Below are 23953 nucleotides of genomic sequence, written 5' to 3' on the forward strand. Positions count from 1 at the left end.
TCTACTGAATATGCTTTCATTGGTGTATTTTTTTTAATCTATTCTTATTGTACCTCATAACACCCGGAAGTGCTGTATAATTCAGAACCAGAACCGGATATTGCTGTAGTGCAAATCGACCCCCGGCTGTACCAATATTTTCATCCCGCACCCGCCAACATTTTCTTATTAGTAGAAATAGCGGATACCACCTTAGAAACAGACCGCAATCGAAAAGCAGCGGCTTATGCTAAGGCAAGAATTACTAATTATTGGATACTTGATTTTAACACGCGGCAAGTTTATGTTTTTCGCGAACCAGGCGAGACAAACTACCTACAATAAACAGTATTTAATGAAGATGATGTTTTGTCAATGCTGGCATTTCCAGAAATAGAAGTTCAGATTTCGCAACTTTTTCCTTAAGTAGGGGCAGGTTTTACTAACAATAATTGCCTAAGACAAATAATCGCCTAAACCTTTCCCCACCAACCTATCAATTACCAATTACCCAATTATAAATTACCAAATCTTCTGGGTCGTCCCGATCGCTACAAAAAACTTAGTATTAGAGCGTAGCATGAGTTATACTCCTACTGGAAAGACTGTGACTGCCAAAAAATCCCGAAATCAAAGTTTATGAGCAACACTTCCCCGCCTCAACCAGCCGCCAACAATCCCGCGACACAAAAACTCAGCCTCTCGACAAAATTAGCTTACGGTGCCGGCGACCTCGGCCCGGCAATTACCGCTAATGTTTTGGCATTTTACCTCCTAGTTTTCTTTACCAATGTCGCTGGTTTACCTGCCGGCTTAGCCAGCAATATTTTGGTAGTTGGCAAGGTTTGGGATGCCATAAATGACCCGATTGTGGGGGTTTTGAGCGATCGCACTTCTCACCCTTGGGGCCGCCGATATCCTTGGATAATATATGGTGGAATTCCCTTCGGTATATTCTTCTTATTGCAGTGGATTGTACCTAGCACCGATCACACAGTGTTATTTTGGTACTATGTTGCGATCAGCATTTTGTTCAACACCGCCTACACGGCTGTCAATCTTCCCTACACTGCCCTGACTCCAGAACTTACTCAAGACTACAACGAACGCACTAGCCTTAATAGTTTTCGGTTTGCTTTCTCAATTGGCGGCAGCATCTTTTCATTAATCTTAGCTCTAATTATCTTTGCTGTATTTGACAAGAACCCGAATCAACAATATTTAGTATTAGGTGCAATCTGTGCAGTTATCTCTGTCTTGCCTTTGTACTGGTGCGTTTTGGGAACTCGCAAGCACGTCGCAGCCCAACTATTAGAAAACGCAGAACTCGATAATTCTACATCCTTACCACTGAAAGAACAGTTGCAGATTGCATTTAGCAATCGCCCTTTTTTGTACGTAATTGGAATTTATCTTTTTTCTTGGCTGGGAGTGCAGTTGACTGCTACTATTATTCCCTATTTTGTTGTTAACTGGATGCAACAGCCACAGTACGTTTTTAGCTTGGTGGCGATCGCAGTTCAGGGCACTGCATTAATCATGCTATTTGTTTGGAGTAAAGTCAGCGAGAGATACGGCAAAAAAGCCGTATATTTTATGGGCATGAGTTTGTGGATTATTGCCCAAGCTGGACTATTTTTCCTCCAACCAGGACAAGTCTTGCAAATGTACTTATTAGCAGTCATGGCAGGTGTCGGAGTTTCCACGGCTTATCTAATACCTTGGTCGATGATACCGGATGTGATCGAACTCGACGAACTGCAAACAGGAGAAAGACGCGAAGGCGTTTTCTATTCGTTTATGGTACTGCTGCAAAAAATCGGATTGGCAGGGGGTTTGTGGTTGGTAGGCCAAGCATTAGAAGGAGCTGGATTTCTATCTACAGTTCCGGGACAGCCGGCACCCGTACAGCCAGAGTCTGCACTGTTTGCGATTCGAGTTGCGATCGGGCCACTGCCCACAATTGCTTTAATTGCTGGCATGATTCTTACATATTTTTATCCTATAACCCGCGAAGTTCATGCAGAAATTTTGTTAAAACTGCGAGAAAGAAAAGCACAAAATCAGTAAGCCTTAATAAGGAGTAGTTGGTCATTAGTCAACTCGAAAAATAACCACTACCAATAGCTGAGTCGAGCGAGATTAATAGCAATCCTCCCCTCTTGTGCGAACTCTTTTTTTATTTAACAATGTGTCATCTTCTGATTGCATCAGTTAATTCAAAAAAAGCCCGTTGCGCGTTTCCCGAAAGGATTGCTATAGTTTGCTCGGAGAGCGACTCAAAGCGATAGTTTGGGTAATAGCCTCGGAACGCAGAAACCTAGTTTTTTTTACGAAAATACATAAATCGCGCCGCGCCATCCGCCCCGCTAGACAAACCCCGAATGCTTGAGTTGTTCGAGATGTCGATCGAGGTTGAGAACACAAAATATTAAATTTTATGTCTGTCGCGCACTAAAGAGATGAGTTTGTGATATAATTACGAGGATAAACTAAGTATATAAACTTTCTCACTCATCCAACTCCTCAAAAAGTTTATAATTAAAAGAAGAAACAGATTTTTCTCGGAAATTGATTCGATTAGTTGCCGTTCCCAAAAATCTGCAGAATGTGGCTAATTATATCTACATGGGAAATGCAAAACTTTTTAGCCGGTCAGTTAGGGCGTAAGTTAACAAGTGCTTCTGCAGTTGACTCTGAACCGAAAAAAGGCATAGAGGACAAACCAATACCAGCGCAAGCGGCGGCTGAGGTGTTACGGTCAATTGTAAAAGTTTGGTAAAGTTATTGCACCGCCTGTCGCGAAGCGGAGCAACACCTCAAAAAGTTGGCTTCCTCGCCCGGAAACCCGAAATACAAGCACAACGCAGCAGAGCCAAATGCAGTCTGATATAACTCTCCAGCAGTTGTAAAAGAACTTTTGCTGCCGGCATGGCATAGGGATTTAGTTATTTTTGTATACTATGTCAAAGTAGTGAGAACTATTAGAAGGAAGTGGGCTCGACCAACCAATAATTTCGTGTGATATCCTTAAGCCAATGCTTAAAGTATCAACCTGAAGGCTCGCAGAAGAAAGCTGATTTTACCCACAAAATATCAAAGAGGTCAACATGGAAAGAGAACAGGACGCTCATATCGTACCCATTAGCAACCAGAGCCGACAGGTGCAGCAATTTTCCGTTGACGAGGGAGAAGAGTTAAGCGCGCAGCCTCAGAAAGGATTGAATCTCAAGCCGTTGTTGAGGACTTTTCAGCGACAAGCCCTAATCATTATTGGGATTATAGGTATAGTAGGCGCTGGAGCTGTTTATCAGATCAAGGGAGGCAAGAAAACATATCAAGGCGATTTTCGGATGCTAGTGGAACCTGTGACAACGGAGGCAAGAATTGCTGACCCCTCTGCCCTAGCAAATCGCAGCGAGGGGGGAGGAGTACCTAATCGAGATTTTTTTAGTTTAGACTACGCAACTCAACTTCAAATTCTCCAGAGTCCTCAGATGCTGTCGGCTATTGTTAAACAAGTCCAAAAACGATATCCAGAAGTTACCGAGAAAATTCTTCAAAAAGAATTAGTCGTTTTGCGGATAGGAGAAGATGAGAGGACGCTGACTAAAATTTTGGAAGTGCGCTTCATGGGGAATGATCCTAAATTAGTTGAGTTCGTTTTACAAGAAACTAAAAAGAAATATTTAAAGTACAGTCTTGATGAACGCAAGACTCGGATTGGTGAAGGTGTTAAATTTATTGAAGACCAGCTTCCGGGACTCAATAAGCGCGTAAACAAGCTGAAATCGGAGTTACAGGTGATACAGGAGCAGCAAAAGATTACCAATCCTCAAGAACAAGGCGCGCAATTAATGGAGCAAGTGCGTACCGTAGAAACTTTAGAGTTAGAAACTCAAAGGCTACTGCAAGAACAGAAAACGCTGTACGCTAACTTGCAAAAACAATTAGATTTTACACCAAATGAAGCTATTGCCGCTTCCGCTTTAAGCGAAGAACCTCAATATAAAGAGTTGCTGACCAAGGTTAAGGAAGTAGAAGGTCAGATTGCTGTAGAAACAGCTCGTTTTAAATCTGCTAACCCTATAGTGGAAGCTTTAGAACGCAAGCGGGCAAATTTAGTCGCTTTGCTCAACCAGCAAACTGATCGAATTTTGGGGCAAAATTTAGTAGGCACCCAAGCTAATTCTAAAGTTCAAAATTTTCAAAATTCTATTCGCATAGGCTTGATTAAACAATTGGTTGATACTGCTAACCAAGTTGAAGTCTTAGAAGCTCGCCTTCAGGCAATCACCCAAACTAAAAACAATTTAAACAGGCAAGCAACTGAATTCCCCACCATAGCCCGCCGCTACAACGAACTGCAACAGCAATTAGAAGTAGCCGCCCGCACCCGCGATCAACTTTTAAGCCAGCGGGAAACTCTGCGCGTCCAAGCCGCTCAAAGCCAAGTACCTTGGGAAATAATTTCTGAACCACGGATACCGCGAGATGAGAAGGGCGAGCTGATGACAGTTCCATCGAAAGCTAAAAACAAATTAGTGATGGCAGTTGTTGGAGCGCTAGTTTTGGGTCTGGGAGCTGCTATCCTCATTGAAAAGTTCCGCAATATTTTCTACTGTGCTGATGACGTTAAAGATGCGGTTGATGCACCTTTATTAGGAGCAATTCCTCTGGACAAAAATGCTAGAAAATTGCCGCCTTCTATTGCTAATGCCTATGCTTATCTTGAAGGAAAAGAGGGTAATAAGAAAAATGCTGCGGAATTTATAGAAGCTTTTGACTCTCTTTATACTAATATCCGCTTTCTTTCTTCAAATCGAACGATTAGCTCTTTGGCAATTGGTTCGGCTACAGTTGGCGAAGGCAAATCTACCGTTGCTTTAAACTTAGCTCACGTGGCAGCGCTGGCGGGTCAGCGAGTGCTGCTAGTAGACGGGAATTTACATTCGCCCAGCCTGCACTTGCTGTTGGAACTGCCTAATGTCAAGGGATTGAGCAACTTGCTCGACAATAAAAACGAACCCAATGAAATTATCCAACGATCGCATCTAGCAGATAATCTTTTTGTATTAACTGCCGGTCTCCCGAATCCTGGTACTGCCAGACGGCTGGCATCATCTCAGATGCAGTATCTAATGGAAGAACTTCAGGCAAAATTTGACTTAGTTATCTACGATACGCCGCCGCTGGCGGACAGTAAAGATACGAATTTTTTAGCGGCGCGCACCGATGGCATACTGATGGTTGTAGCAATTCACCAAGTCCCTTTTTCTGAAGTCAAAAAAGTTTTCAGTCAATTAGAAAATTTTGGTATACCATGCTTGGGCACAGTTGCGAATCATGCCCCTAAACGCAAGAAGTATCCAGCATCAAGATCATCAGTTGTTGAAGATAAAAATGAATATTTGAATTTGACACCAGCACCGTCTCGTATCCGCAAACTAGCTCCCAAAAAAGAGTGAGACTCAACAAAGATGACCCCCAAAAAAAGGATACCAGCTCCCGACAGGAGTCATGGAACTCCCAAAATTTTAGACTCTTGTTCAATCTCCTAGATGCGTCTGTGGATTAAATCGAAAATCTAAAATCGTTCGACTGAGCGCGACTTGCCCCTCGCGCTCGCCGAACCTCTGAGGCCGAAGTCTAAAATCTAAAATCTAAAATCTAAAATTGACTGATGGCGGATTAATTTCCATCCGGGTTGGTAGGAAATGTGACGATAAAATTAGTCCAGCCATTCCTGCTTTCAACCTCAATTTTTCCTTGCAACTGTTCGACAAGTTTTTGAACCAAAGCTAAACCCAAACCTGTACCTCCTTGTTTCCAAGGATCGGCGTTGGGAACGCGATAAAATTTCTCAAAAATTCGAGGCAATTCCTCTATGGAAATGGACGATTGATTGCTGAGTGTAAATTGGATTTCTGAAGCCACAGCACTTGCTTGTCGCGAATTTGTCCTTTGTCCTCCTTGTTCCTCGTCTCGGTTTTTGCACTCAACTTTCAGAAAAATTTCGCCCTCATTGGCAGTATATTTGCAGGCATTGTTGAGGAGTTCGGCTAAAATTCGTCCCAAACTAGCGCGGTTGGAACTGATCGTGGGGAGGTGGCGATCGCACTCTACTCGCAAATCCTGGTGGCGGTCGTGGGCCCGGGTGTAAAACGGGTCGATAATAGTAGGCAGCCAGACTTCTAAGTTTACTGGTTCGAGGTCGATCGGACAAGTTGCTGCTTCGAGCCGCTGCAAATCTAGCAAAGCATTAATCAAATCAGTTTCTCTAGTACATTCTGTTTCTAAAATTTCTAGATAAATCTGGCGCCGATCTAGTGTGGGAGAAATTCTCAGCATATGAATAGCCATTTTTATATTAGCTAAAGGCGTCCGCAGTTCGTGAGAAACGGTGCTGAGAAATTCATCTTTGAGGACGTTTAAATGCTGGAGCTCGTGAACTTTTTGCTGCAATTCGGCGGTGCGTTCTTGGACTTGGCGTTCGAGGTCGGTGTTGAGATTTTGGACTTGCTGATAGAGTTGGGCTTGCTGAATGGCGATCGCGATTTGAGTTGCCAGTTGCAGCAGCAAATCCACTTCCGAAGGTTGCCACTGACGGGATTGGGAACACTGATGGACACACATCATCCCCCATAAATTGCCGTCTTGCAAAATTGGTACAATCAAATAAGCTTTGATTTGCGCTTGCTGGAACCGGGCATATTTTTCGGCGCTCAAACAGGCTTGGTCGAGGTCCGGAACCGCATAAATTTCCTGTTCGATCACGGAAGCAGATTCTTGCCAAATATTATCCGGCATGATTTCTCCCAATATTGAAGGCCAATTTTCGGCAACGGATTCTGCCACTACAATGCCGTAATTGCTGGACTCTAAATGCAGGATTGCTACTCGGTCAGCTTGCAAAACCTGGCGGACTTCATCAACGCTGGCGTTGAGAATTTCTTCGAGGTTTAAGGATTGGTGAATCCGCAAGGAAATGTGAGTTAACAGCCGATCGCGCTGCAATTGTTCGTGGAGTTTGGCAGTCCGTTCCCGCACCTGCTGTTCTAGTTTGGCGTTGCGGCTTTGCAGCAGTTCAACTTTTTCCGCTTGCAGTTGATAAACCGACTGCTGCAACTGTTTGACAACTCGGTACATTTCGGTGGGGTCGAGGACTCTGAGCAAGCTGGTCTGAGTAATAATTCCCAACAGTTCTCCGCGCCCCCCGCAGACGACCAACCGCTGCACTTGTTGCTGCTGCATTTCTTTGTGCGCCGTCCATAGGGAATCGGAAGGCTGAAGAAATTGCAGGGGAGTTCTCATGACTTTTTGAGCTGGGGTTTGCTGGAAATTTAGTTCGAGAAACTGTGCCTGCACAAGGTCATATTCGGTAACAATTCCCAGCGGTTGGTGAAAGGAATAGTGAAAAATGGAGGTATAGTCATCTTTGGGCTTCTCCATTGTTAATTCTTTGTTTTTTGTAATCACTACGCAACTGACTTGATGCTCTGACATCAGTTCGGTTATGGTCAGCAGCGAGGCGGTGTGGGGCGCTGTAATTGGCGTAGTCATTAATTCTGCTACCCGCCGCAATTTAAGAATGTTTGAAGGCTGCAATACTTGGCGGATTCTTTCCCGTGTCAGCACTCCTACCAAGTGGCGAAATTGATTGACGATCGGCAAATAGCGAATCTTGTGCTGGCGAAATAAGGATAAAGCGGTAAACACGTCTTGGTCATCGGATTCTGTGAGGGAGACCGACACCGGGGACATCACTTCGGAAATTGGTATTTTGTGCAGGGCTACTTTGTGCTGGTTGTCTATTGTGCCCGCAGCTATCAGCCTCACTAGGTCGGCGGGTGTTAATATGCCGATTAACAGTCCGCGGCTGGGGTTGTCGGATAAGTTGCCTGTGGTAATAGTCTGCTGGTTCTGTACGACGAACACGCAGCTGGCCCGCACCTTTTCCGGCGCGGATGTTTCGGTTATCGCCCCCCGGTCTGCAGGTACAGGTGTTTTGACTAGGGGACAAGTGTTTTGCAACTGACTCATCAGGGCGATCGCCACTGCTAAGGAAGTTTCTGGCCCGGCAGTGAGGGGGTAGCGATCGATCGCTTGTTCTAAGGCTGAGGAGTAAAAGGGCGGGTGGTAGAACGGCATAGTTGATTGCAGGTTGTCAGAGGGCGGCTAACTATCGGGCAAAGCCTTAGGGAACGGCAGAAACACCTCGCCTGTGCTTGGGATTTAAATAATAGACTTTCTAATTGATTATTTCTATACAATCTGAGCTTTAGATTAATGGTGTCACTAATCCGGAACCTCAAATCCTTGGGCGGTTTTTACTGCCTGCTTTTCCCCTGAGACTCGCCTATAATCAAAATAACCCGAATGTAAAGTTTTACTACAAGATTTATCCATAATGACAACTTTAAGCTTAGAGCAAATTGCAGCCAAGTTAGAAAGCCAAAATTCCGCTGATCGAATGGTGGCTTTGGCCAACTTGCGGAATGTGCCTGCTGCAGAGGCGGTGCCTTTGATTAAAAAGGTGTTGAACGACGAAAGTTTGCAGGTGCGATCGATGGCTGTGTTTGCTCTCGGGGTAAAACCGACAGCAGAGTGCTATCCCATTCTAGTCAAATTGCTAGAAACAGACCCGGATTACGGCATTCGCGCTGACGCTGCAGGCGCTTTGGGCTATCTGGAAGATATCAGAGCTTTTGATGCTTTGGTGCGGGCTTTTTACGAAGATACTCAATGGCTGGTGCGCTTCAGTGCTGCTGTTTCTTTGGGAAATCTCAAAGATCCCCGGGCCCGCGATGTGCTGCTGAAAGCTCTCGACAGCGAGCAAGTGGTGATCCAGCAGGCGGCAATTTCGGCTTTGGGAGAAATTAAAGATATTGGGGCGATCGATCGCATCCTCAATTTTGCTCAGTCAGAAGATTGGCTGATCCGCCAGAGGCTGGCTGAAGCTTTGGGCAATTTGCCGAGTGTTAAGAGCGTTTCGGCTTTAAAATACTTAGAAAAAGATAGTAATTCTCAAGTATCTAAGGCGGCAACAATTTCTCTCGATCGCCTGTCAAAAGCAGAAGCGTGACATAAAACTTTTAGTATGTTGAAAAACCCGGTTTATTCAATAAACCGGGTTAATCCGTATTTTAGCAATCTTAATAAAATTTATAGAGTAGTGAGTAAAACCACAATGTATTATTTAAGCTGCAAGGCTAAATCGCAAGTTAAAATAGTTGTCAATCTCCTTTAACTCAAACTAATCATGAATCAAGCGCCCAATCCCTTTAACTCAAATCCCTCCAATCCCCTAGACCCCTTGGAGCAAGAAGTTGACGATCAAGGTGAAGCATTGCCGAGACAGTACCACCCGGCAACTAAAAAAACTCTGCAAAAAGTCTTTATTATCCTGGTTGTTGTTGGGGCAATTATTGGGGGAATTCTGTCTATAGGGGTGATTTCGCTGATGCAGAAAGCCGGACTCACTGATGTGCCTGCAAGGGTACAAAATCCTAAGTGAATCGGTGAATTGAGCGTACCGGAAGCGATCGCCGAGCCTTAATTATAATATCGTTCAATATCGTGCCCATGTTGCTGGCGCGAAATTAAGATGCGATCGCTCGCCTAGTCCCAAAGAAATCTTAATATTTTCATTATTTTTTTTGATGCACCTGTGTCTATACAATCAAATTCGGTGCTGTAGCGGCCCGGGTCAAAAACAGTTTTAAATAAACCACACTTATTCTGAGTAAGACAATGTTACTTATTGCCCTATTTATCGCCACGTTTTTTTTAGCATACTGCAATGGTGCTAATGATAATTTTAAAGGCGTGGCGACACTGTTTGGCAGTCAGACGACGAACTATAAAACAGCAATTGGTTGGGCAACTATCACAACATTTGCAGGTTCAATATTTTCTATTTTTTTAGCAGAAACGCTGGTAAAAAGCTTTTCGGGAAAAGGGCTAGTCCCAGACGAGATCGCCAATGGCACAGATTTTCATTTGGCAGTCGCGATCGCTGCGGGTTTAACCGTTATTCTTGCTACCTTAACTGGATTCCCTATTTCCACAACTCACGGTCTTACAGGTGCCCTTGGCGGTGCAGGTTTAGTAGCAATTGGTACTCAAGTTAATTTTACTGCATTGCAGAAAAATTTTCTAATGCCTTTGTTGCTGAGTCCCATGATTGCGATTATATTAGGAGCTTTAATTTATGCGCTGTCTCGCTACCTGCGAGTTTATTTAGGAATCCAGAAAGAATGGTGTATTTGCGCTGGTCAAATTCAACAAATTATTCCCATTCCCCAGCCAGATGCAACTAACATACTTAAGTGCATCACAACCGCTGATGTCGCGATCGATTCTTTAGATAAATGCACGCAAAGGTACCTGGGGAATTTCTTACAAATCCCCAGCCAAAACTTAGTGGATGTTTGCCATTTTATGAGTGCGGGAATCGTCAGTTTTGCCAGAGGATTGAACGATACGCCGAAAATTGTTTCCCTCATGTTAGTCGGTCAATCAATATCAGTTCAGTGGGGAAGTTTGGCAGTAGCTTTGGGGATGGCGATCGGCGGTTTATTGAATGCTAAAAAAGTTGCCGAAACCATGAGCAAAAAGCTGACAGCAATGAATACCGGTCAAGGGCTGGTGGCAAACTTAGTGACTGGATTTTTAGTTATTGTTGCCAGTCGTTATGGGCTTCCAGTTTCTACTACCCATGTTTCGGTAGGTTCAATTTTTGGTGTTGGATTGATTTCAAAAAAAGCTAATGTGCGCGTTTTCTATCAGATTCTACTATCATGGATTTTGACCTTGCCAATTGCTGCGGCAATCAGCGGCTGTGCTTACTGGGTGTTGCATCGCTAAGAGAATTAATCGTTAGTCCTAGAAGAGAAAGAGTTTGCAGTTGATTTGGGATTGCCATCAAAGGATAACCTTAGCAAATCTAACGGTAATAACAAGAAATCGCGCCGGGAGTTGTTGAATTAAAATTTAAGGGTAATTTATGGTTAAAAATTCTACGATCGCGCCGCCTGTTGCAGATAAATCGATCGCTGCTGGCTTTCACGCTCTTTCCGATCCTTTGCGGCTTCAGATTTTGGAGTTGCTGCGGGAACAGGAGTTGTGCGTGTGCGATTTGTGCGATCGACTTTCTGTCCCCCAGCCTAAACTCTCTTTCCACCTCAAAACCCTAAAAGAAGCCGGTTTAGTCCGCAGCCGCCAAGAAGGGCGCTGGATCTACTACAGCCTCAATTTAGCTCAGTTTGTCGCCCTCGAACAGTACCTCGCCGAATACCGCCGTTTCAGCCAGATCCTGCCGGCGCGCCCCTGTTCCGACGCGGGTTAACCCATCAACATTTCTTAATCACTCAACTACTGATATGGCTTCTTTGATAATTGACATATCAATTTTTATTGATATGATGGAATGGAACAAATTAGTTGAGAGCGATGGATGCAACAGCGCAGAGGTTAGCTTGTGCTCGCCCCGATTGCAGGCGAGAGGCGATCGCGGAATTTCTAGGTACATTTATTTTGGTTTTTGCAGGCACCGGTGCGGTGATGGTTAACAAAACTAGCGCTGGTTCCGTAACTCATTTAGGCGTCAGTTTTGTATTTGGTGCAGTAGTATGTGCCATGATTTACGCCCTAGGACACATCAGCGGTGCACACTTTAATCCGGCCGTAACTTTAGGGTTTTGGGCGAGCGGTTTTTTCCCAAAATATAAAGTTTTGCCTTACGTTTTAGGGCAGTGTGCGGGTGCGATCGCCGCTTCTCAACTGCTGCTAATTACTTTAGGTGAAGTAGCAAATCTCGGTGCAACTATCCCTCTCAATGGTAACTGGCTGCAGTCTCTAGTTTTAGAAACAGTTTTGACCTTTATCTTAATGTTTGTTATCCTCGGTTCAGGATTAGATAGACGCGCTCACATCGGGTTTGCCGGGATAGCAATTGGGTTAACTGTAGGGTTAGAAGCTGCATTTATGGGGCCGATTACCGGAGCGAGCATGAATCCGGCACGCTCTCTCGGTCCCGCTTTAATTGGCGGTATTTGGAACCACCATTGGGTTTACTGGGTTGCCCCTATCTGGGGAGCACAATTAGCAGTCGCAGTTTATCGGGAATTGTCTAACGGATTTCGGGATTTTAATTGAAAGTATAATGACAAGTTTTACGCACAAACCGAGAATTTTGTTTCTCTACGGCTCGTTAAGAGAGCGTTCTTACAGCCGCTTTTTGGCGGAAGAAGCAGCGAGAATTATTGAGGATTTCGGTGCAGATGTTAGGTTCTTTAATCCTCTAGAATTACCGATTTACGGCAGCGTTCCCGATACGCATCCGAAGGTTCAGGAATTGCGGGAACTGAGTCTTTGGTCGGAGGGTCAAGTGTGGTCGAGTCCAGAAATGCACGGCAATATTACCGGCATTATGAAAAATCAAATTGACTGGATTCCTTTAAGTATAGGGGCTGTCAGACCGACTCAAGGCCGAACTTTGGCGGTGATGCAAGTCAGCGGTGGTTCGCAATCTTTTAATGCTGTCAATACTTTGAGAATTTTGGGCCGCTGGATGCGGATGTTTACGATTCCGAATCAGTCTTCGGTTGCGAAAGCTTATCAGGAATTTAATGAAGATGGGACGATGAAAGATTCGCCTTATCGCGATCGCGCGATCGACGTGATGGAGGAACTGTACAAGTTTACCTTGTTGTTGCGGGAGCAAACCGACTATTTGACCGATCGCTACAGCGAACGCAAAGAACAAGCAGCTAAAGAGGCGATCGCCCTAGCAAATCGCGCCCTTGAATTACCGGGCGCTTAGAAACCGCCGACACCCCGACAACAACCCATAACCAACAACTAACAACTAACAACCAACAAAAACCATGAAAAAAGTAATGTTTGTTTGCAAAAGAAACTCCTGCCGATCGCAAATGGCAGAAGGATTTGCTAAAACCATCGGAGCCGGCAAGATTGGAGTCACCAGTTCCGGTTTAGAATCAAGCAGAGTTCATCCGACAGCAATTCAAGTCATGTCAGAAATCGGCATTGATATCACAGATCAAACATCAAACCCCTTAAGCGAATTCAATGCAGAAGACTACGATGCAGTAATTTCTCTCTGCGGCTGCGGTGTGAATTTACCCGAAGCGTGGGTATTGCGAGAAGTGTTTGAAGATTGGCAACTCGACGACCCCGACGGACAACCCCTCGAAACTTTTCACCGCGTTCGAGATGAAATTAAAGCACGAGTTGAAACATTAGTTGACTCTCTAAAGTAAGATTAATAGTCCTACACGCACGAGTGGTCAGAAATCGGGTTTTTTTCTAAGAAGACGCTTTACATCCCGCAAAAACGGCACAAAACCCGGTTTCGTGGGTTTTGATGCGTCCAGAACTATTGGAATTAGTGCTAAATTATGAGAGGCGTTCCGCCGGAACGCCTCTACATTCGTTGCGAGCACAGACCAAAAGGTTAGCACATGATTCAGACAGCAGTCACGCCTTTCAAAAACAAAATTAACTCAGCTTTAACTAAAAAGCAGATTACAGTTTTACAAATTAATCTCGGCAAACGCTGCAACCTCGCTTGCACTCACTGCCACGTAGAAGCTAGCCCGAAACGAACAGAAGAACTTTCCCCGGAAATTTGCGACCAATTAATTGAAATTATTCGCCGCTTTCCTCAAATTAAAACTGTTGACCTCACCGGCGGTGCTCCCGAAATGCTTTACGGTTTTAAACCGCTAGCGGAAGCTGCCAGGGCGGCAGGTAAAGAGGTAATTGTTCGTTCTAATTTGACGATTTACTTTGAAAAAGGTTTTGAAGATATTCCCGAATATTGCGCGCAGCACCAAGTCAGAATTGTGGCGTCACTTCCCTGCTACCAAGCTGACAATGTGGACAAAATGCGCGGCAACGGTGTTTTTGACAGTTCGATTCGGGCGCTGCAAAAGCTAAATCAGTTGGGATACGGGAAAAACCCAAATTTAACTCTGGATTTGGTGTACAATCCACAAGTGCCGGCTACAGAAAAATTTTCGCTAACACCGGAACAAGGCAAGTTAGAGCAAGATTACAAGATTTATTTAGCCGAACATTTTGGGATTTGTTTTAATCAATTGTTCGCGATTACTAATTTGCCGGTGGGACGGACTAAGTTTCATTTGGAACATAAGAAACTGCACAAGCCTTATCTGGGGTTTTTGGAGGATAATTTTAATCCCGGTACTCTGGAACATTTAATGTGCCGCAACGAATTGTCTATCGACTATTTGGGCAATGTCTACGACTGCGATTTTAACCAAATGGAAAATCTGCCAGCTAAAACTGGCAGCGGAGAAAAGATAACTGTTGCTAAGTTGCTCGAATCTGGCAGTTTAGATGTGATTCAAGAGGTGCAAACTGCTGCTTATTGTTATGGATGTACGGCAGGTTGCGGTTCTAGCTGCGGCGGTACTTTGATTTAATTTAAAGGAAAAGTTGCGCTTTATTACAAAGTTTTTTAGCGCTAAAGCGCAACTACAAACCTTACAGTGTATGCAATGAATGAATGGAGAGTTTAGGTAATGAATGATTCGCGATCGCCCGGTGAAAATTCGCCGCCATCCAACAGGTGGAAGCTGATTTTAGGGATTGGTTTAGCTGTGGCTTTAATTGCAGGGACCAGGTTTTTTAACTTCCAAGAAATTCTGAAAAATGCCTTGGAGTCGATCGCGAGTCTCGGCCCTTGGGGCCCGGCAGCTTTTATTCTAATTTACATTGTAGCAACGGTTCTATTTATCCCCGGTTCTTTGCTGACTCTCGGTTCTGGGGTTTTGTTTGGAGTCGTTGGCGGTTCGGTTTGTGTTTCCATCGGCTCGATTTTAGGCGCAACTTGCGCTTTTTTGGTAGGGCGGTATTTAACTCGCGACTGGGTTTCCAAACAGATAGAGGGCAATCAAAAATTTAAGGCGATCGACTCCGCAGTTGCCTCTGAAGGATGGAAAATTGTGCTGCTGACGCGACTTTCTCCCATTTTTCCGTTTAATTTGCTTAACTATGCTTTTGGAGTCACGCAGGTATCTTTAAAAGATTATTTTTTGGCATCTTGGATCGGTATGATTCCTGGAACTGTGATGTATGTTTATATCGGTTCCCTGGCCGGGAGTTTGGCTGCACTCGGATCTAGCGGGCGATCGCGCACTAATGCTGAGTGGACTCTCTACGGCATTGGTTTGGTAGCAACGATCGCCCTCACCGTTTATGCAACCCGCTTGGCAAAAAAAGCTTTAGACGAAAAAATTTCCCCTTGAAACCACAGCGCAAATTAGTAAAATTGTCAATAAGTATTTACCTATACCTTATAATACATGGGTAATTTAAAAAACTCCGTGTTTTCTCTGTGTTATTTATAATTATTTTGTTATACAAACGAGATAGATATTAAAGATATCGTAAAGCAGTAACCTCAATTAGGTAAACCGAAGGTCAAAATATAAAGCTGATGCCAAAATAGAAGGCAAGCGTGCGAGCGGAATAAGAATTGTTTGCAGTCAGGAATGCAAGTCATACCATTTTAAATGTGAGATTTGAGATTTGAGATTGGAATGACTGATGCCTACCAGGGTTGGGATCACCGGCCTACAGTTGCATTATTTTTCTGAAACTGGTCTCACGACTTGGCTGATATTAATTCTGCAGAATGACCATTACCGTTTGATGAATTTGATTCGGAGAGAACATTTGATGATGCAAAACCCAGCAAATCAAGCCGGATCTGTGTCTGCGCCGCCGCCACACCAAACAAAAAAGCTGCGCCACTTTTGGGACAACATCAGCAATTCTGCTCAATCGCAGTGGCAGCAAGCGCACAGTCTTTGGCAGCACAGACGGCAGCGCCGCCATTTGCTGACCCTGCTAATTCTGGGCACCACCGCTTTAACCATTAGCACAACTGCTTGCATCAGCTATTTTTTTGTACGCGGACTAATCCTTGACAATTTAAAGCAAATAGCACTATTAAAACTAGAAAAAGGCACCGATGAAATCGACCGCTGGCTCAGCAGCCGCAAAGCAGAAATAGAAACCATTGCTTACGATCCTACGGTTGGCACTCTCAATTGGCAATTAGTCGAGCCCCGGTTACAAGGAGAAATATACAGATTAAAAGAGTATTTCGTCCTGTCATTAACTCAACCCGACGGCTTATTTATCAACACTTTAGGCCACCGCGCGAACAGCAAAGACCGCCAACACTTTCAAAAAGCAATGGCCGGGCAGCTCAACGTTTCCGACCCGCTGATCGGCCGCAGTACAAAAGTTTCTACGATTATTATTTCAGCTCCTATTTGGGCCTTACCTCCCGCTCCCAATCAAGTAATTGGAGTCCTCTCAGGCAGCATTAAATTAGACCGAGTAACATCTGTCGCTAACAGCTTGCTGTACGGTTCGGACAGTTATGCTTTTGCGCTCAATTCACAAGGAGTGCCAATTGTTCATCCCAACAATAACTTAATCGGAAATATCGACCAGGAGGCCCCAAGCTTTTTACAGTCAAAAGACCCCGCTCTCTCCACAATTGCGCGGCAGATGATCGACCGCCAGACGAACATCAAACTGGTAAAAATAGATAACAAATGGGTATATGTGGCCTATGCTCCACTCAAGGAAGTTAACTGGTCAATGGCTTTAGTAATTCCCCGTGAAAATATTGAATCCCAACTGCAAGCATTAAATTTGCTGACCTCCGTAGTCGCCGGACTGCTCATCCCGGCAATGCTAGCAGCAATTTGGCTAATTTACTCGTCCGAAAACAATCGCGCTCAAGCGGAGCGAGAAGCCATGCTCAACCGGATTGCTGGACGCATTCGCGCTTCCCTAGAATTAGACCAAATTGTGCAAAGTACAGTCGAAGAAATAGTAAGTTTGCTGCACCTAGAACTTGCGGCTTTTGGTTGGTACAAACCGCAAGAAAAAACGTTACAAATCCTGTGGGAATGTTGCCCATCTGATTCTCCGACACAAGGCATAAAGTTTGAGCCTTACTTTCTCGAAAATGTGTTAGTACGGAGTGGTCAAGGCGAACCAATTATTCTTTCGATGGACACTTGGGCGAAGGGTGTAACTCAACCGCCCGAACTTAAAGCTAATAGCTATTTAGCCGTACCTGTCCAGACTCAGAATCAACCGCAGGGTTATTTAATTTGTAGCCACGCTACTCATTGGCTTTGGAGCAGGGAGGAAATCCAACTGTTAAAAGCTGTAGCAGACCAATTGGCGATCGCAATTACTCAAGCTCACCTTTACAGTCAAACCCAAGACCAAGTAAAACTGCTTAATAGTGCCTTAAATGAACTGAAAAAAACTCAAACTCATTTAGTGCAGAACGAAAAAATGTCATCCCTCGGTCAAATGGTGGCTGGGATAGCGCACGAAATCAACAACCCCGTTAACTTCATTTCAGCTAATTTGCCTCATACCAGCAAATATACTAAAGATTTATTAGAGTTGGTGAGTTTATACAAAGAAGCCTTCCCAGAGGTTCCCCAGGAAATCGCAGATTTTAGCGAAGAAATCGAGTTAGAATTTATCGAGGAAGATTTGCCGCATATATTGAATTCTATGAAAATAGGAACCGAACGCATTCGCAGCATAGTTCTTTCTTTACGAAACTTTTCTCGCCTGGATGAATCTGACAAAAAGCTAGCGGACATTCACGAAGGTATAGAAAATACCTTGCTGCTGCTCTCCAACCGCATTAAAAATAGAATTTATATAGTCAAGAAATACGGAAAAGTGCCTTCAGTCGAGTGCTATCCCTCTCAGCTCAATCAGGTGTTTATGAACTTGCTGAGTAATGCGATCGATGCCTTGAACGAGATCGATCGCCTGGATAAAATTATTACTATTTCCACGGGAGTAGTTCGGGAACATGGCGCTAAATTTCTGAAAGTGGCGATCGCCGACAACGGCCCCGGCATTCCCGACAGCGTTAAAGACCAAATTTTTAACCCATTTTTTACTACTAAAGAGGTGGGCAAAGGCACGGGTTTGGGGTTGGCAATTAGCTACAAAATTGTAGTAGATGGACACGGCGGCAGCATCACAATTTCTCGACCTCCTGGCGGGGGTACGGAGTGTTTGGTAAAAATTCCTATTACTAACGAGAAGTAATACAATTTGAGATTTGAGATTTTCAAATGCCTGATAAAACAAGCTTTTTAAGCTGGTATATAGTTGAATTTTTTGGAAAAACTGGTATAAGAAGGAAGTAGAAAGGAAGCTCACGGATTTTGTAACGGAGGTAAGGGCTAGAAGGAAGAGGGAAGAGGGGCTAAACAGTTTTAATTAATCCTAAGTTGACGGCAGTTGGCTAAAATTAGAAGAGTTTTTGTTAAAGGTGTTTTATGGCTGTTGGCAAGGATACAATTTTCGAGCGCTTTTTGTCGCCCCTGGTTCGACTGGCGATCGACGAAGAAGCACTGAAACGACTATACGAAGGTATCGACTGGGAAACAGCGGGCGATCGCTACCGACAACCCGATTTAGTTTATCCCGAATATTACACCAGCCAAAACTTTCACGGCATTAAACGTGGCTACCTCAACCCCAGTGCCGCCGTTTCCTACGATCCCATCACGCAATATGTTTTGCCTCCCCATGAAACAGTCGTCAGGCAAGGCTTAATTGACGCTGTGCGGGTGAAACCGCGCCGAATTATCGATTTGGGATGCGGCACCGGTTCGACAACGCTCATGCTCAAGCAGGCTTTTCCCGCAGCGGAAGTTGTCGGGCTGGATTTGTCGCCTTATATGCTGGTAGTTGCCGACATGAAAGCGCAAAAAGCCGGCTTAAATATCCAGTGGTTGCACGGAAATGCCGAAAGCGTTGCTTTCCCCGATGCCAGCTTCGATTTAGTCGCAGCTTCCTTGCTATTTCACGAGACGCCACCTGCTGTATCGCGGGCAATTTTGCGAGAAAGCTTCCGACTGCTGAAGGTTGGGGGACAAGTGGCAATTTTGGACGGAAATCAAAAAACTTTGCGGCAAACAGAGTGGCTGACTGATATCTTTGAAGAGCCTTATATTAAGTCTTACGCGGCTGGCAGCCTCGATGCTTGGGCGGGGGCGGCTGGATTCGCGGCGGTGCAAACTCACGAACACTGGTGGGTGAATCAGGTGACGCAGGGCGTGAAACCTTTGCCTGGGGAAGATTTGGAACAGGCAAATGTGGCGAGGGGGTGGAATTGGGGCGATCGAACTCCTGATTTTGATGGCGATTTACCGGGCATTCCAGCTCCCGCTTGATTTACAGAATAACCACCGACTGGAAGTCGGGGCTACACAAATAAAGTCCGCCTTCGCGGACTGAATAATAACTAATAACTAATAACTAATAACTCCTAACTCCTAACTCCTAACTCCTAACTAATGACTCTAAAAGCTGTTTTATTTGATTTTAATGGCGTGATTGTTAATGACGAGCCGATTCACGAGAAAATCATCGCTCAATTGATGCTCGATGAAAATCTCCAGCTCAAACGTGGGGAGTTTCGAGAAGTTTGTTTGGGAAGGAGCGATCGCGCTTGCATTACCGAACTGCTCAAGCGCCGAGGACGATATCTAACAGAAACATATCTCGATCGACTGCTGCAGCGCAAGGCAGAAGCTTACAAAGCTCAAATAGATACTTTGGAGAAACTGCCGATTTATCCCGGTTTGGCAGAATTTATTGATAAAATTCGGGTTGCCGGACTGAAAATGGCCGTAGTTAGCGGGGCAATGCGATCGGATATAGAATTGGTGTTAGATCGGGCCGGTTTGGCAGCAAACTTTGAGTTAATTGTCGCAGGCGACGACTTGACGGCGAGCAAACCAGCACCGGATTGCTATTTATTGGCTGTGGAACTTCTCAACCAGAAATATCCCGACTTTAACCTGCAACCGATCGAGTGTTTGGCGGTGGAAGATACTTTTGCGGGGATTGAAGCAGCGAAAAAAGCGGGGATTCAGGTTGCGGGTGTGACTCACACTTACCCGTTTCACATGATCCAGCGCCAAGCTAATTGGACGGTGGACTATTTTGCTGATTTAGAGTTGGATAGAGTGGCGGCACTTTGCTCGATCGCCCCCACTGAGCCGGCCGCAGAAAACTCTTGACCTTTTTAGCAGTTACGTGGTAGTGTAAGTGACGGTCTGCGAACGTGAGAGCCAGCAAGACCTGTAAGCCTTTTAGATTCGGCAATCCGGCATCTAAAATGCTAAATTAAAACTCAATCAGGGGAATTAGCTCAGTTGGTAGAGCGCTGCGATCGCACCGCAGAGGCCAGCGGTTCGAGTCCGCTATTCTCCATAAATCAGGGGCATTACTACAGGTGACGATCGTACTCAAAGCGAAGTGCGATCGTCACCTGCTTTGATACTCGCCTATGAGTGTGCGATCGACTCAGTTGCTGCCTAAGTTTTAGCATCAATAACCTGTGGAGAGCGAGAAACCCGCTTTCTATTTTGTGCGATCGACCCGGTTGCTGCCTAACTGGTAGCATCAATAAGATAATTTATGTAAAGAAACCTGGTTTCTAATTACACACTAATTGCTGAAAAGACGTATTTTGGTGTCTAAACCCGGTTTCCCAAAAAAATCGGGTAAGCCCGTGATCCCCACCCTGATGTCATCAGTCAATCTAAAATCTAACAAGGTATCACTCCGGTTTCGGCCGCAGTTGCCCTCAATCCCCACAAAACATTCATTTTCTCAAAAACAATAAGTTTTGTAGCTAAAAATACAACAGTCTGCTGAAGCGAGTCTTAATATCAAGTCGCTATGTGTTATTATTCTCAATCATCTGACTCATCTATTCAAGAGTAACAAGAAAAAATGACAAAGCGATTCGATAGGCGGAAATTCCTTTTATACGGTTCGGCTACCCTAACATCAAGTTTATTTCTAAAAGCTTGTAGAACTCCAACTCCAACAGCAACTCCCGCCGCTTCTCCTTCTCCAACTTCAACAGGAACACCAGCAGCAGCCGGGGGCGGAAACACGATCAAAGTAGGAATTTTGCATTCCTTGAGCGGCACGATGTCAATCAGCGAAAAAAGCGTTGTCGATGCCGAACAATTAGCGATCGAAGAAATCAATAAAGCTGGTGGCGTTCTCGGAAAACAAATCGAAGCAGTCATAGAAGATGGCAACTCAGACTGGCCGACTTTTGCCGAAAAAGCCAAAAAATTGATCGACCAAGATAAAGTTGTCACCGTCTTCGGCTGCTGGACTTCGGCCAGCCGCAAAGCAGTATTGCCGGTATTTGAAGAAAAAAATCATATGCTCTGGTATCCCGTACAATACGAGGGTCAAGAGTGTTCCAAAAATATCTTTTATACTGGGGCGGCGCCGAACCAACAAATCGAACCAGCAGTAGACTGGCTGCTAGAAAATAAAGGCAAAAAATTCTTCTTAGTCGGGTCTGACTACGTTTTTCCCCGCACTGCAAATACCATTATCAAGGCACAGCTAGCAGCCAAAGGCGGCGAATTAGTTGGGGAAGATTACATTCCTTTGGGCGGTACAGAAGTCACGCCAATTATTACTAAAATTAAGGCAGCTTTGCCAGACGGCGGCGTCATTTTCAATTCTCTCAACGGCGACAGCAACGTAGCATTTTTCAAACAGTTGCAGGGTGCAGGTTTGGGCCCGGACAAATATCCGTCAATGTCTGTCAGTATTGCGGAAGAAGAAGTAAAGGCGATCGGCGTAGAATATCTTAAAGGCCATTACGCCGCCTGGAATTACTTCATGACTGTGGAATCTCCGGCTAATACAAAATTTGTGCAAGCTTTCAAAGCAAAATACGGCAACGATAGAGTGACTAACGACCCGATGGAAGCAGCTTATATCATGGTTTACCTGTGGAAGCAAGCCGTCGAAAAAGCAGGGACAGCCGACGATTTGGAAAAAGTGCGGGCAGCAGCTTTGGGTCAAACCTTTGACGCGCCAGGGGGCACAGTAACGATGGATGTTAACCATCATCTTTCTAAATTTGTGCGGTTGGGCGAAGTGAGAGACGACGGTTTGTTTAACATCGCTTTTGCTACACCACAAGCCGTGAAGCCGGTGCCTTGGAATCAATTTGTCGCTGAAACAAAAGGCTTTGCTTGCGATTGGTCAGACCCCGCAAAAGGCGGTAAATTCAAAGCTTGATAAGTAGTTCATTCAGTTGACAGTTGACAGTTGACAGTTGACAGTTGACAGTTGACAGTTGACAGTTGACAGTTGACAGTTGACAGTTGATAGTTGATAGCGACCTTTACCTGGAAGGAAGAGGATTGGAGTAATGAATAGTCTTCTTTTAATTTCTCCCTGCAAGGGAGAGGCTTTAAACCAATTCTTTCTGGTAATACCACTTTTGTTAACGTTGATAACGTATCTTCGATCCCCCCTAGCCCCCCTTAATAAGGGGGGGACAAGAGCGTTCTTGCGTCACCCCCTACTCCCCTTAATAAGGGAGAACTGGACTCTTCAAAGTCCCCCTTATTAAGGGGGATTTAGGGGGATCTAGACTAGGCTACAAGCGAGATATACAGAGGGTTTTAGTTCTAAGTTGACACCAATGGGATAAAATCCGCCCCGAATTATCCGCGAACAAACTTAACCCACTTGATGCAGGAGTAACAAAATTGGCGATATTAGATGGTTTATTTAACGGCATTAGCATCGGCGCAGTTTTACTAATTGCAGCCCTGGGATTAGCGATTATTTTCGGGCTGATGGGCGTGATTAATATGGCTCATGGCGAGTTGATGATGCTGGGGGCTTATACAACTTTCGTGGTGCAAAATGTCTTCAAAGGTATCGGAGGATTTGCTTTTGAAACCTATATTTTATTTGCGATTCCCCTAGCTTTTTTAGTAGCTGCGTTGGTAGGATTAATTCTCGAACGCGGAGTGATTCGCTATCTTTACGGGCGACCGCTAGAAACTCTGCTGGCAACTTGGGGCGTAAGTTTAATTTTGCAGCAGTTTGTCCGCAGCGTGAGTTGGGTGTTGGTAATTGGGATTGCGGTGTTTTGTTTGCTATTTTTTGGTGGCTTTCAGGTGCTGAAACGCCACCCCGCTTTCGCTCGAAAGCTTGTCCGCAGCGTGAGTTGGATCGTGAGTTGGATTCTGGTGATAGGAATTGCAGGAATTGTGGGATTTTGTTTGCGATTGCTATTTTTTGGTCGCTTGCAGGTGCCGAAACGCCGCCCCGATTTCGCTCGAATTCGCGGCGGAATTATCGCCATACTTTTACCTCTATCTTTGGGTATTTCTTGGGCGGTAAGCGCCTTTTTAGGGCAAACTTACAAACTGGCAGTAACTCAACCTTGGTTTGGCGCTCAAAATGTGGACGTAACTGCACCGCAATGGTTGCGGGGCGGCATACCGCTGGGCAATTTTCAGTTGCCCTACGCCCGAATTTTTATTATTGTCCTTACCGGAATTTGTTTGGCGGGAATTTACCTATTTTTGCAAAAGTCTGTGTGGGGATTGCGGATTAGATCCGTGACACAAAATCGCAGCATGAGTGCGTGTTTGGGAATTCCTACCGAACAAGTAGACGCGCTGACTTTTGCTTTGGGTTCGGGGTTGGCAGGTGTGGCTGGGTGCGCGATTAGTTTGATCGGTTCGGTAGGGTCAAATACCGGACAAAATTATATAGTCGATACGTTTATGGTGGTGGTTGTGGGCGGTGTCGGCAAGATTGTGGGGAGTGTAGTTGCTGCGATCGCGATCGGCACTGCAAATTACCTGATTGGTTCGGGAACATTAGCAATAATGTTCGCTCCCGTCAAGCCTTTAGCCGACTTCTTCACATTTTTCGCCACAACCAGCATGGCAAAAGTAATGGTATTCGCCTTAATTATGGCTTTTCTGCAAGTGAAGCCGGGAGGGATTTTCCCGCAAAAAGGGCGGACGGTAGAAAATTAAAAATTACAACTGCGAGTGTAGCG

The 23953-nt window shown here is 44.9% G+C and carries 19 protein-coding genes and 1 tRNA gene; 18 read left to right on the plus strand and 2 right to left on the minus strand.

What is annotated here, in order from left to right:
* Nucleotides 1–69 precede the first annotated feature (69 nt).
* The 3 genes from QUA57_RS18645 (at nt 70) to QUA57_RS18655 (ending at nt 5447) form a co-directional block, all read left to right on the plus strand.
* Nucleotides 70–324, plus strand: a complete 255-nt coding sequence (locus tag QUA57_RS18645) for a Uma2 family endonuclease (protein WP_333062896.1) — start codon at nt 70–72, stop codon at nt 322–324.
* A 294-nt stretch (nt 325–618) separates the two neighbouring features.
* The gene (locus QUA57_RS18650; protein ID WP_333062894.1) at nt 619–2049 is read left to right on the plus strand and encodes an MFS transporter; all 1431 of its coding nucleotides are present in this window, start codon (nt 619–621) and stop codon (nt 2047–2049) included.
* 1040 nt (nt 2050–3089) lie between these two features.
* Complete coding sequence (locus QUA57_RS18655; protein ID WP_333062891.1) at nt 3090–5447, plus strand: polysaccharide biosynthesis tyrosine autokinase; 2358 nt, start codon at nt 3090–3092, stop codon at nt 5445–5447.
* A 223-nt stretch (nt 5448–5670) separates the two neighbouring features.
* Here the strand turns inward: QUA57_RS18655 and QUA57_RS18660 are convergent, their stop codons facing one another.
* Entirely contained in the window at nt 5671–8130 is a 2460-nt protein-coding gene (locus QUA57_RS18660) for a CBS domain-containing protein (RefSeq protein ID WP_333062889.1), read from the minus strand.
* 259 nt (nt 8131–8389) lie between these two features.
* On the opposite strand from QUA57_RS18660, the gene QUA57_RS18665 reads away from it, so the two are divergent.
* The 13 genes from QUA57_RS18665 (at nt 8390) to QUA57_RS18725 (ending at nt 20316) form a co-directional block, all read left to right on the plus strand.
* Nucleotides 8390–9064, plus strand: a complete 675-nt coding sequence (locus tag QUA57_RS18665; RefSeq protein WP_333062888.1) for a HEAT repeat domain-containing protein — start codon at nt 8390–8392, stop codon at nt 9062–9064.
* 177 nt (nt 9065–9241) lie between these two features.
* On the plus strand, nt 9242–9496 hold the full coding sequence (locus QUA57_RS18670) for a hypothetical protein (protein ID WP_006633832.1): 255 nt from the start codon (nt 9242–9244) through the stop codon (nt 9494–9496).
* Nucleotides 9497–9732: 236 nt separating this feature from the next.
* Nucleotides 9733–10848 carry an inorganic phosphate transporter gene (locus QUA57_RS18675; protein ID WP_333062886.1) on the plus strand — a complete coding sequence of 372 codons (1116 nt, stop codon included), beginning with the start codon at nt 9733–9735 and terminating at the stop codon, nt 10846–10848.
* A 139-nt stretch (nt 10849–10987) separates the two neighbouring features.
* Nucleotides 10988–11329 (plus strand): metalloregulator ArsR/SmtB family transcription factor, encoded by a 342-nt coding sequence (locus QUA57_RS18680; RefSeq protein WP_333062884.1) that lies wholly within the window; start codon nt 10988–10990, stop codon nt 11327–11329.
* Nucleotides 11330–11433: 104 nt separating this feature from the next.
* The gene (locus QUA57_RS18685) at nt 11434–12138 is read left to right on the plus strand and encodes an MIP/aquaporin family protein (RefSeq protein ID WP_333062883.1); all 705 of its coding nucleotides are present in this window, start codon (nt 11434–11436) and stop codon (nt 12136–12138) included.
* A gap of 7 nt (nt 12139–12145) precedes the next feature.
* A complete protein-coding gene (arsH, locus tag QUA57_RS18690) occupies nt 12146–12805 on the plus strand; it encodes an arsenical resistance protein ArsH (RefSeq protein ID WP_333062880.1) in 660 nt (219 codons plus the stop codon).
* Between the two features lie 64 nt (nt 12806–12869).
* Nucleotides 12870–13265: an arsenate reductase, glutathione/glutaredoxin type gene (gene arsC, locus QUA57_RS18695; RefSeq protein ID WP_333062878.1), complete on the plus strand. Its 396-nt coding sequence runs from the start codon at nt 12870–12872 to the stop codon at nt 13263–13265.
* A 201-nt stretch (nt 13266–13466) separates the two neighbouring features.
* Nucleotides 13467–14453, plus strand: coding sequence for an arsenosugar biosynthesis radical SAM (seleno)protein ArsS (gene arsS / locus QUA57_RS18700; RefSeq protein WP_333062876.1), 987 nt, complete (start codon nt 13467–13469; stop codon nt 14451–14453).
* 99 nt (nt 14454–14552) lie between these two features.
* Entirely contained in the window at nt 14553–15278 is a 726-nt protein-coding gene (locus tag QUA57_RS18705) for a TVP38/TMEM64 family protein (RefSeq protein ID WP_333062874.1), read from the plus strand.
* 433 nt (nt 15279–15711) lie between these two features.
* Nucleotides 15712–18138 carry an ATP-binding protein gene (locus QUA57_RS18710; RefSeq protein ID WP_333062873.1) on the plus strand — a complete coding sequence of 809 codons (2427 nt, stop codon included), beginning with the start codon at nt 15712–15714 and terminating at the stop codon, nt 18136–18138.
* Between the two features lie 233 nt (nt 18139–18371).
* Nucleotides 18372–19271 carry a methyltransferase domain-containing protein gene (locus tag QUA57_RS18715; RefSeq protein WP_333062871.1) on the plus strand — a complete coding sequence of 300 codons (900 nt, stop codon included), beginning with the start codon at nt 18372–18374 and terminating at the stop codon, nt 19269–19271.
* Between the two features lie 123 nt (nt 19272–19394).
* Nucleotides 19395–20123: an HAD family phosphatase gene (locus QUA57_RS18720; protein ID WP_333062870.1), complete on the plus strand. Its 729-nt coding sequence runs from the start codon at nt 19395–19397 to the stop codon at nt 20121–20123.
* 120 nt (nt 20124–20243) lie between these two features.
* Nucleotides 20244–20316, plus strand: a tRNA-Ala gene (locus tag QUA57_RS18725).
* Between the two features lie 16 nt (nt 20317–20332).
* Here the strand turns inward: QUA57_RS18725 and QUA57_RS18730 are convergent.
* Nucleotides 20333–20509 carry a hypothetical protein gene (locus QUA57_RS18730; protein ID WP_333062868.1) on the minus strand — a complete coding sequence of 59 codons (177 nt, stop codon included), beginning with the start codon at nt 20507–20509 and terminating at the stop codon, nt 20333–20335.
* 332 nt (nt 20510–20841) lie between these two features.
* Here QUA57_RS18730 and urtA point away from each other — a divergent pair, with 332 nt between their 5' ends.
* Both urtA and QUA57_RS18740 read left to right on the plus strand, forming a co-directional pair.
* Nucleotides 20842–22164 (plus strand): urea ABC transporter substrate-binding protein, encoded by a 1323-nt coding sequence (gene urtA / locus QUA57_RS18735; RefSeq protein ID WP_333062866.1) that lies wholly within the window; start codon nt 20842–20844, stop codon nt 22162–22164.
* A 476-nt stretch (nt 22165–22640) separates the two neighbouring features.
* On the plus strand, nt 22641–23930 hold the full coding sequence (locus QUA57_RS18740; RefSeq protein ID WP_333062865.1) for an ABC transporter permease subunit: 1290 nt from the start codon (nt 22641–22643) through the stop codon (nt 23928–23930).
* Nucleotides 23931–23953 lie beyond the last annotated feature (23 nt).

It is taken from the genome of Microcoleus sp. Pol7_B2 (assembly GCF_036701035.1).
Taxonomy (GTDB): Bacteria; Cyanobacteriota; Cyanobacteriia; order Cyanobacteriales; family Microcoleaceae; genus Microcoleus.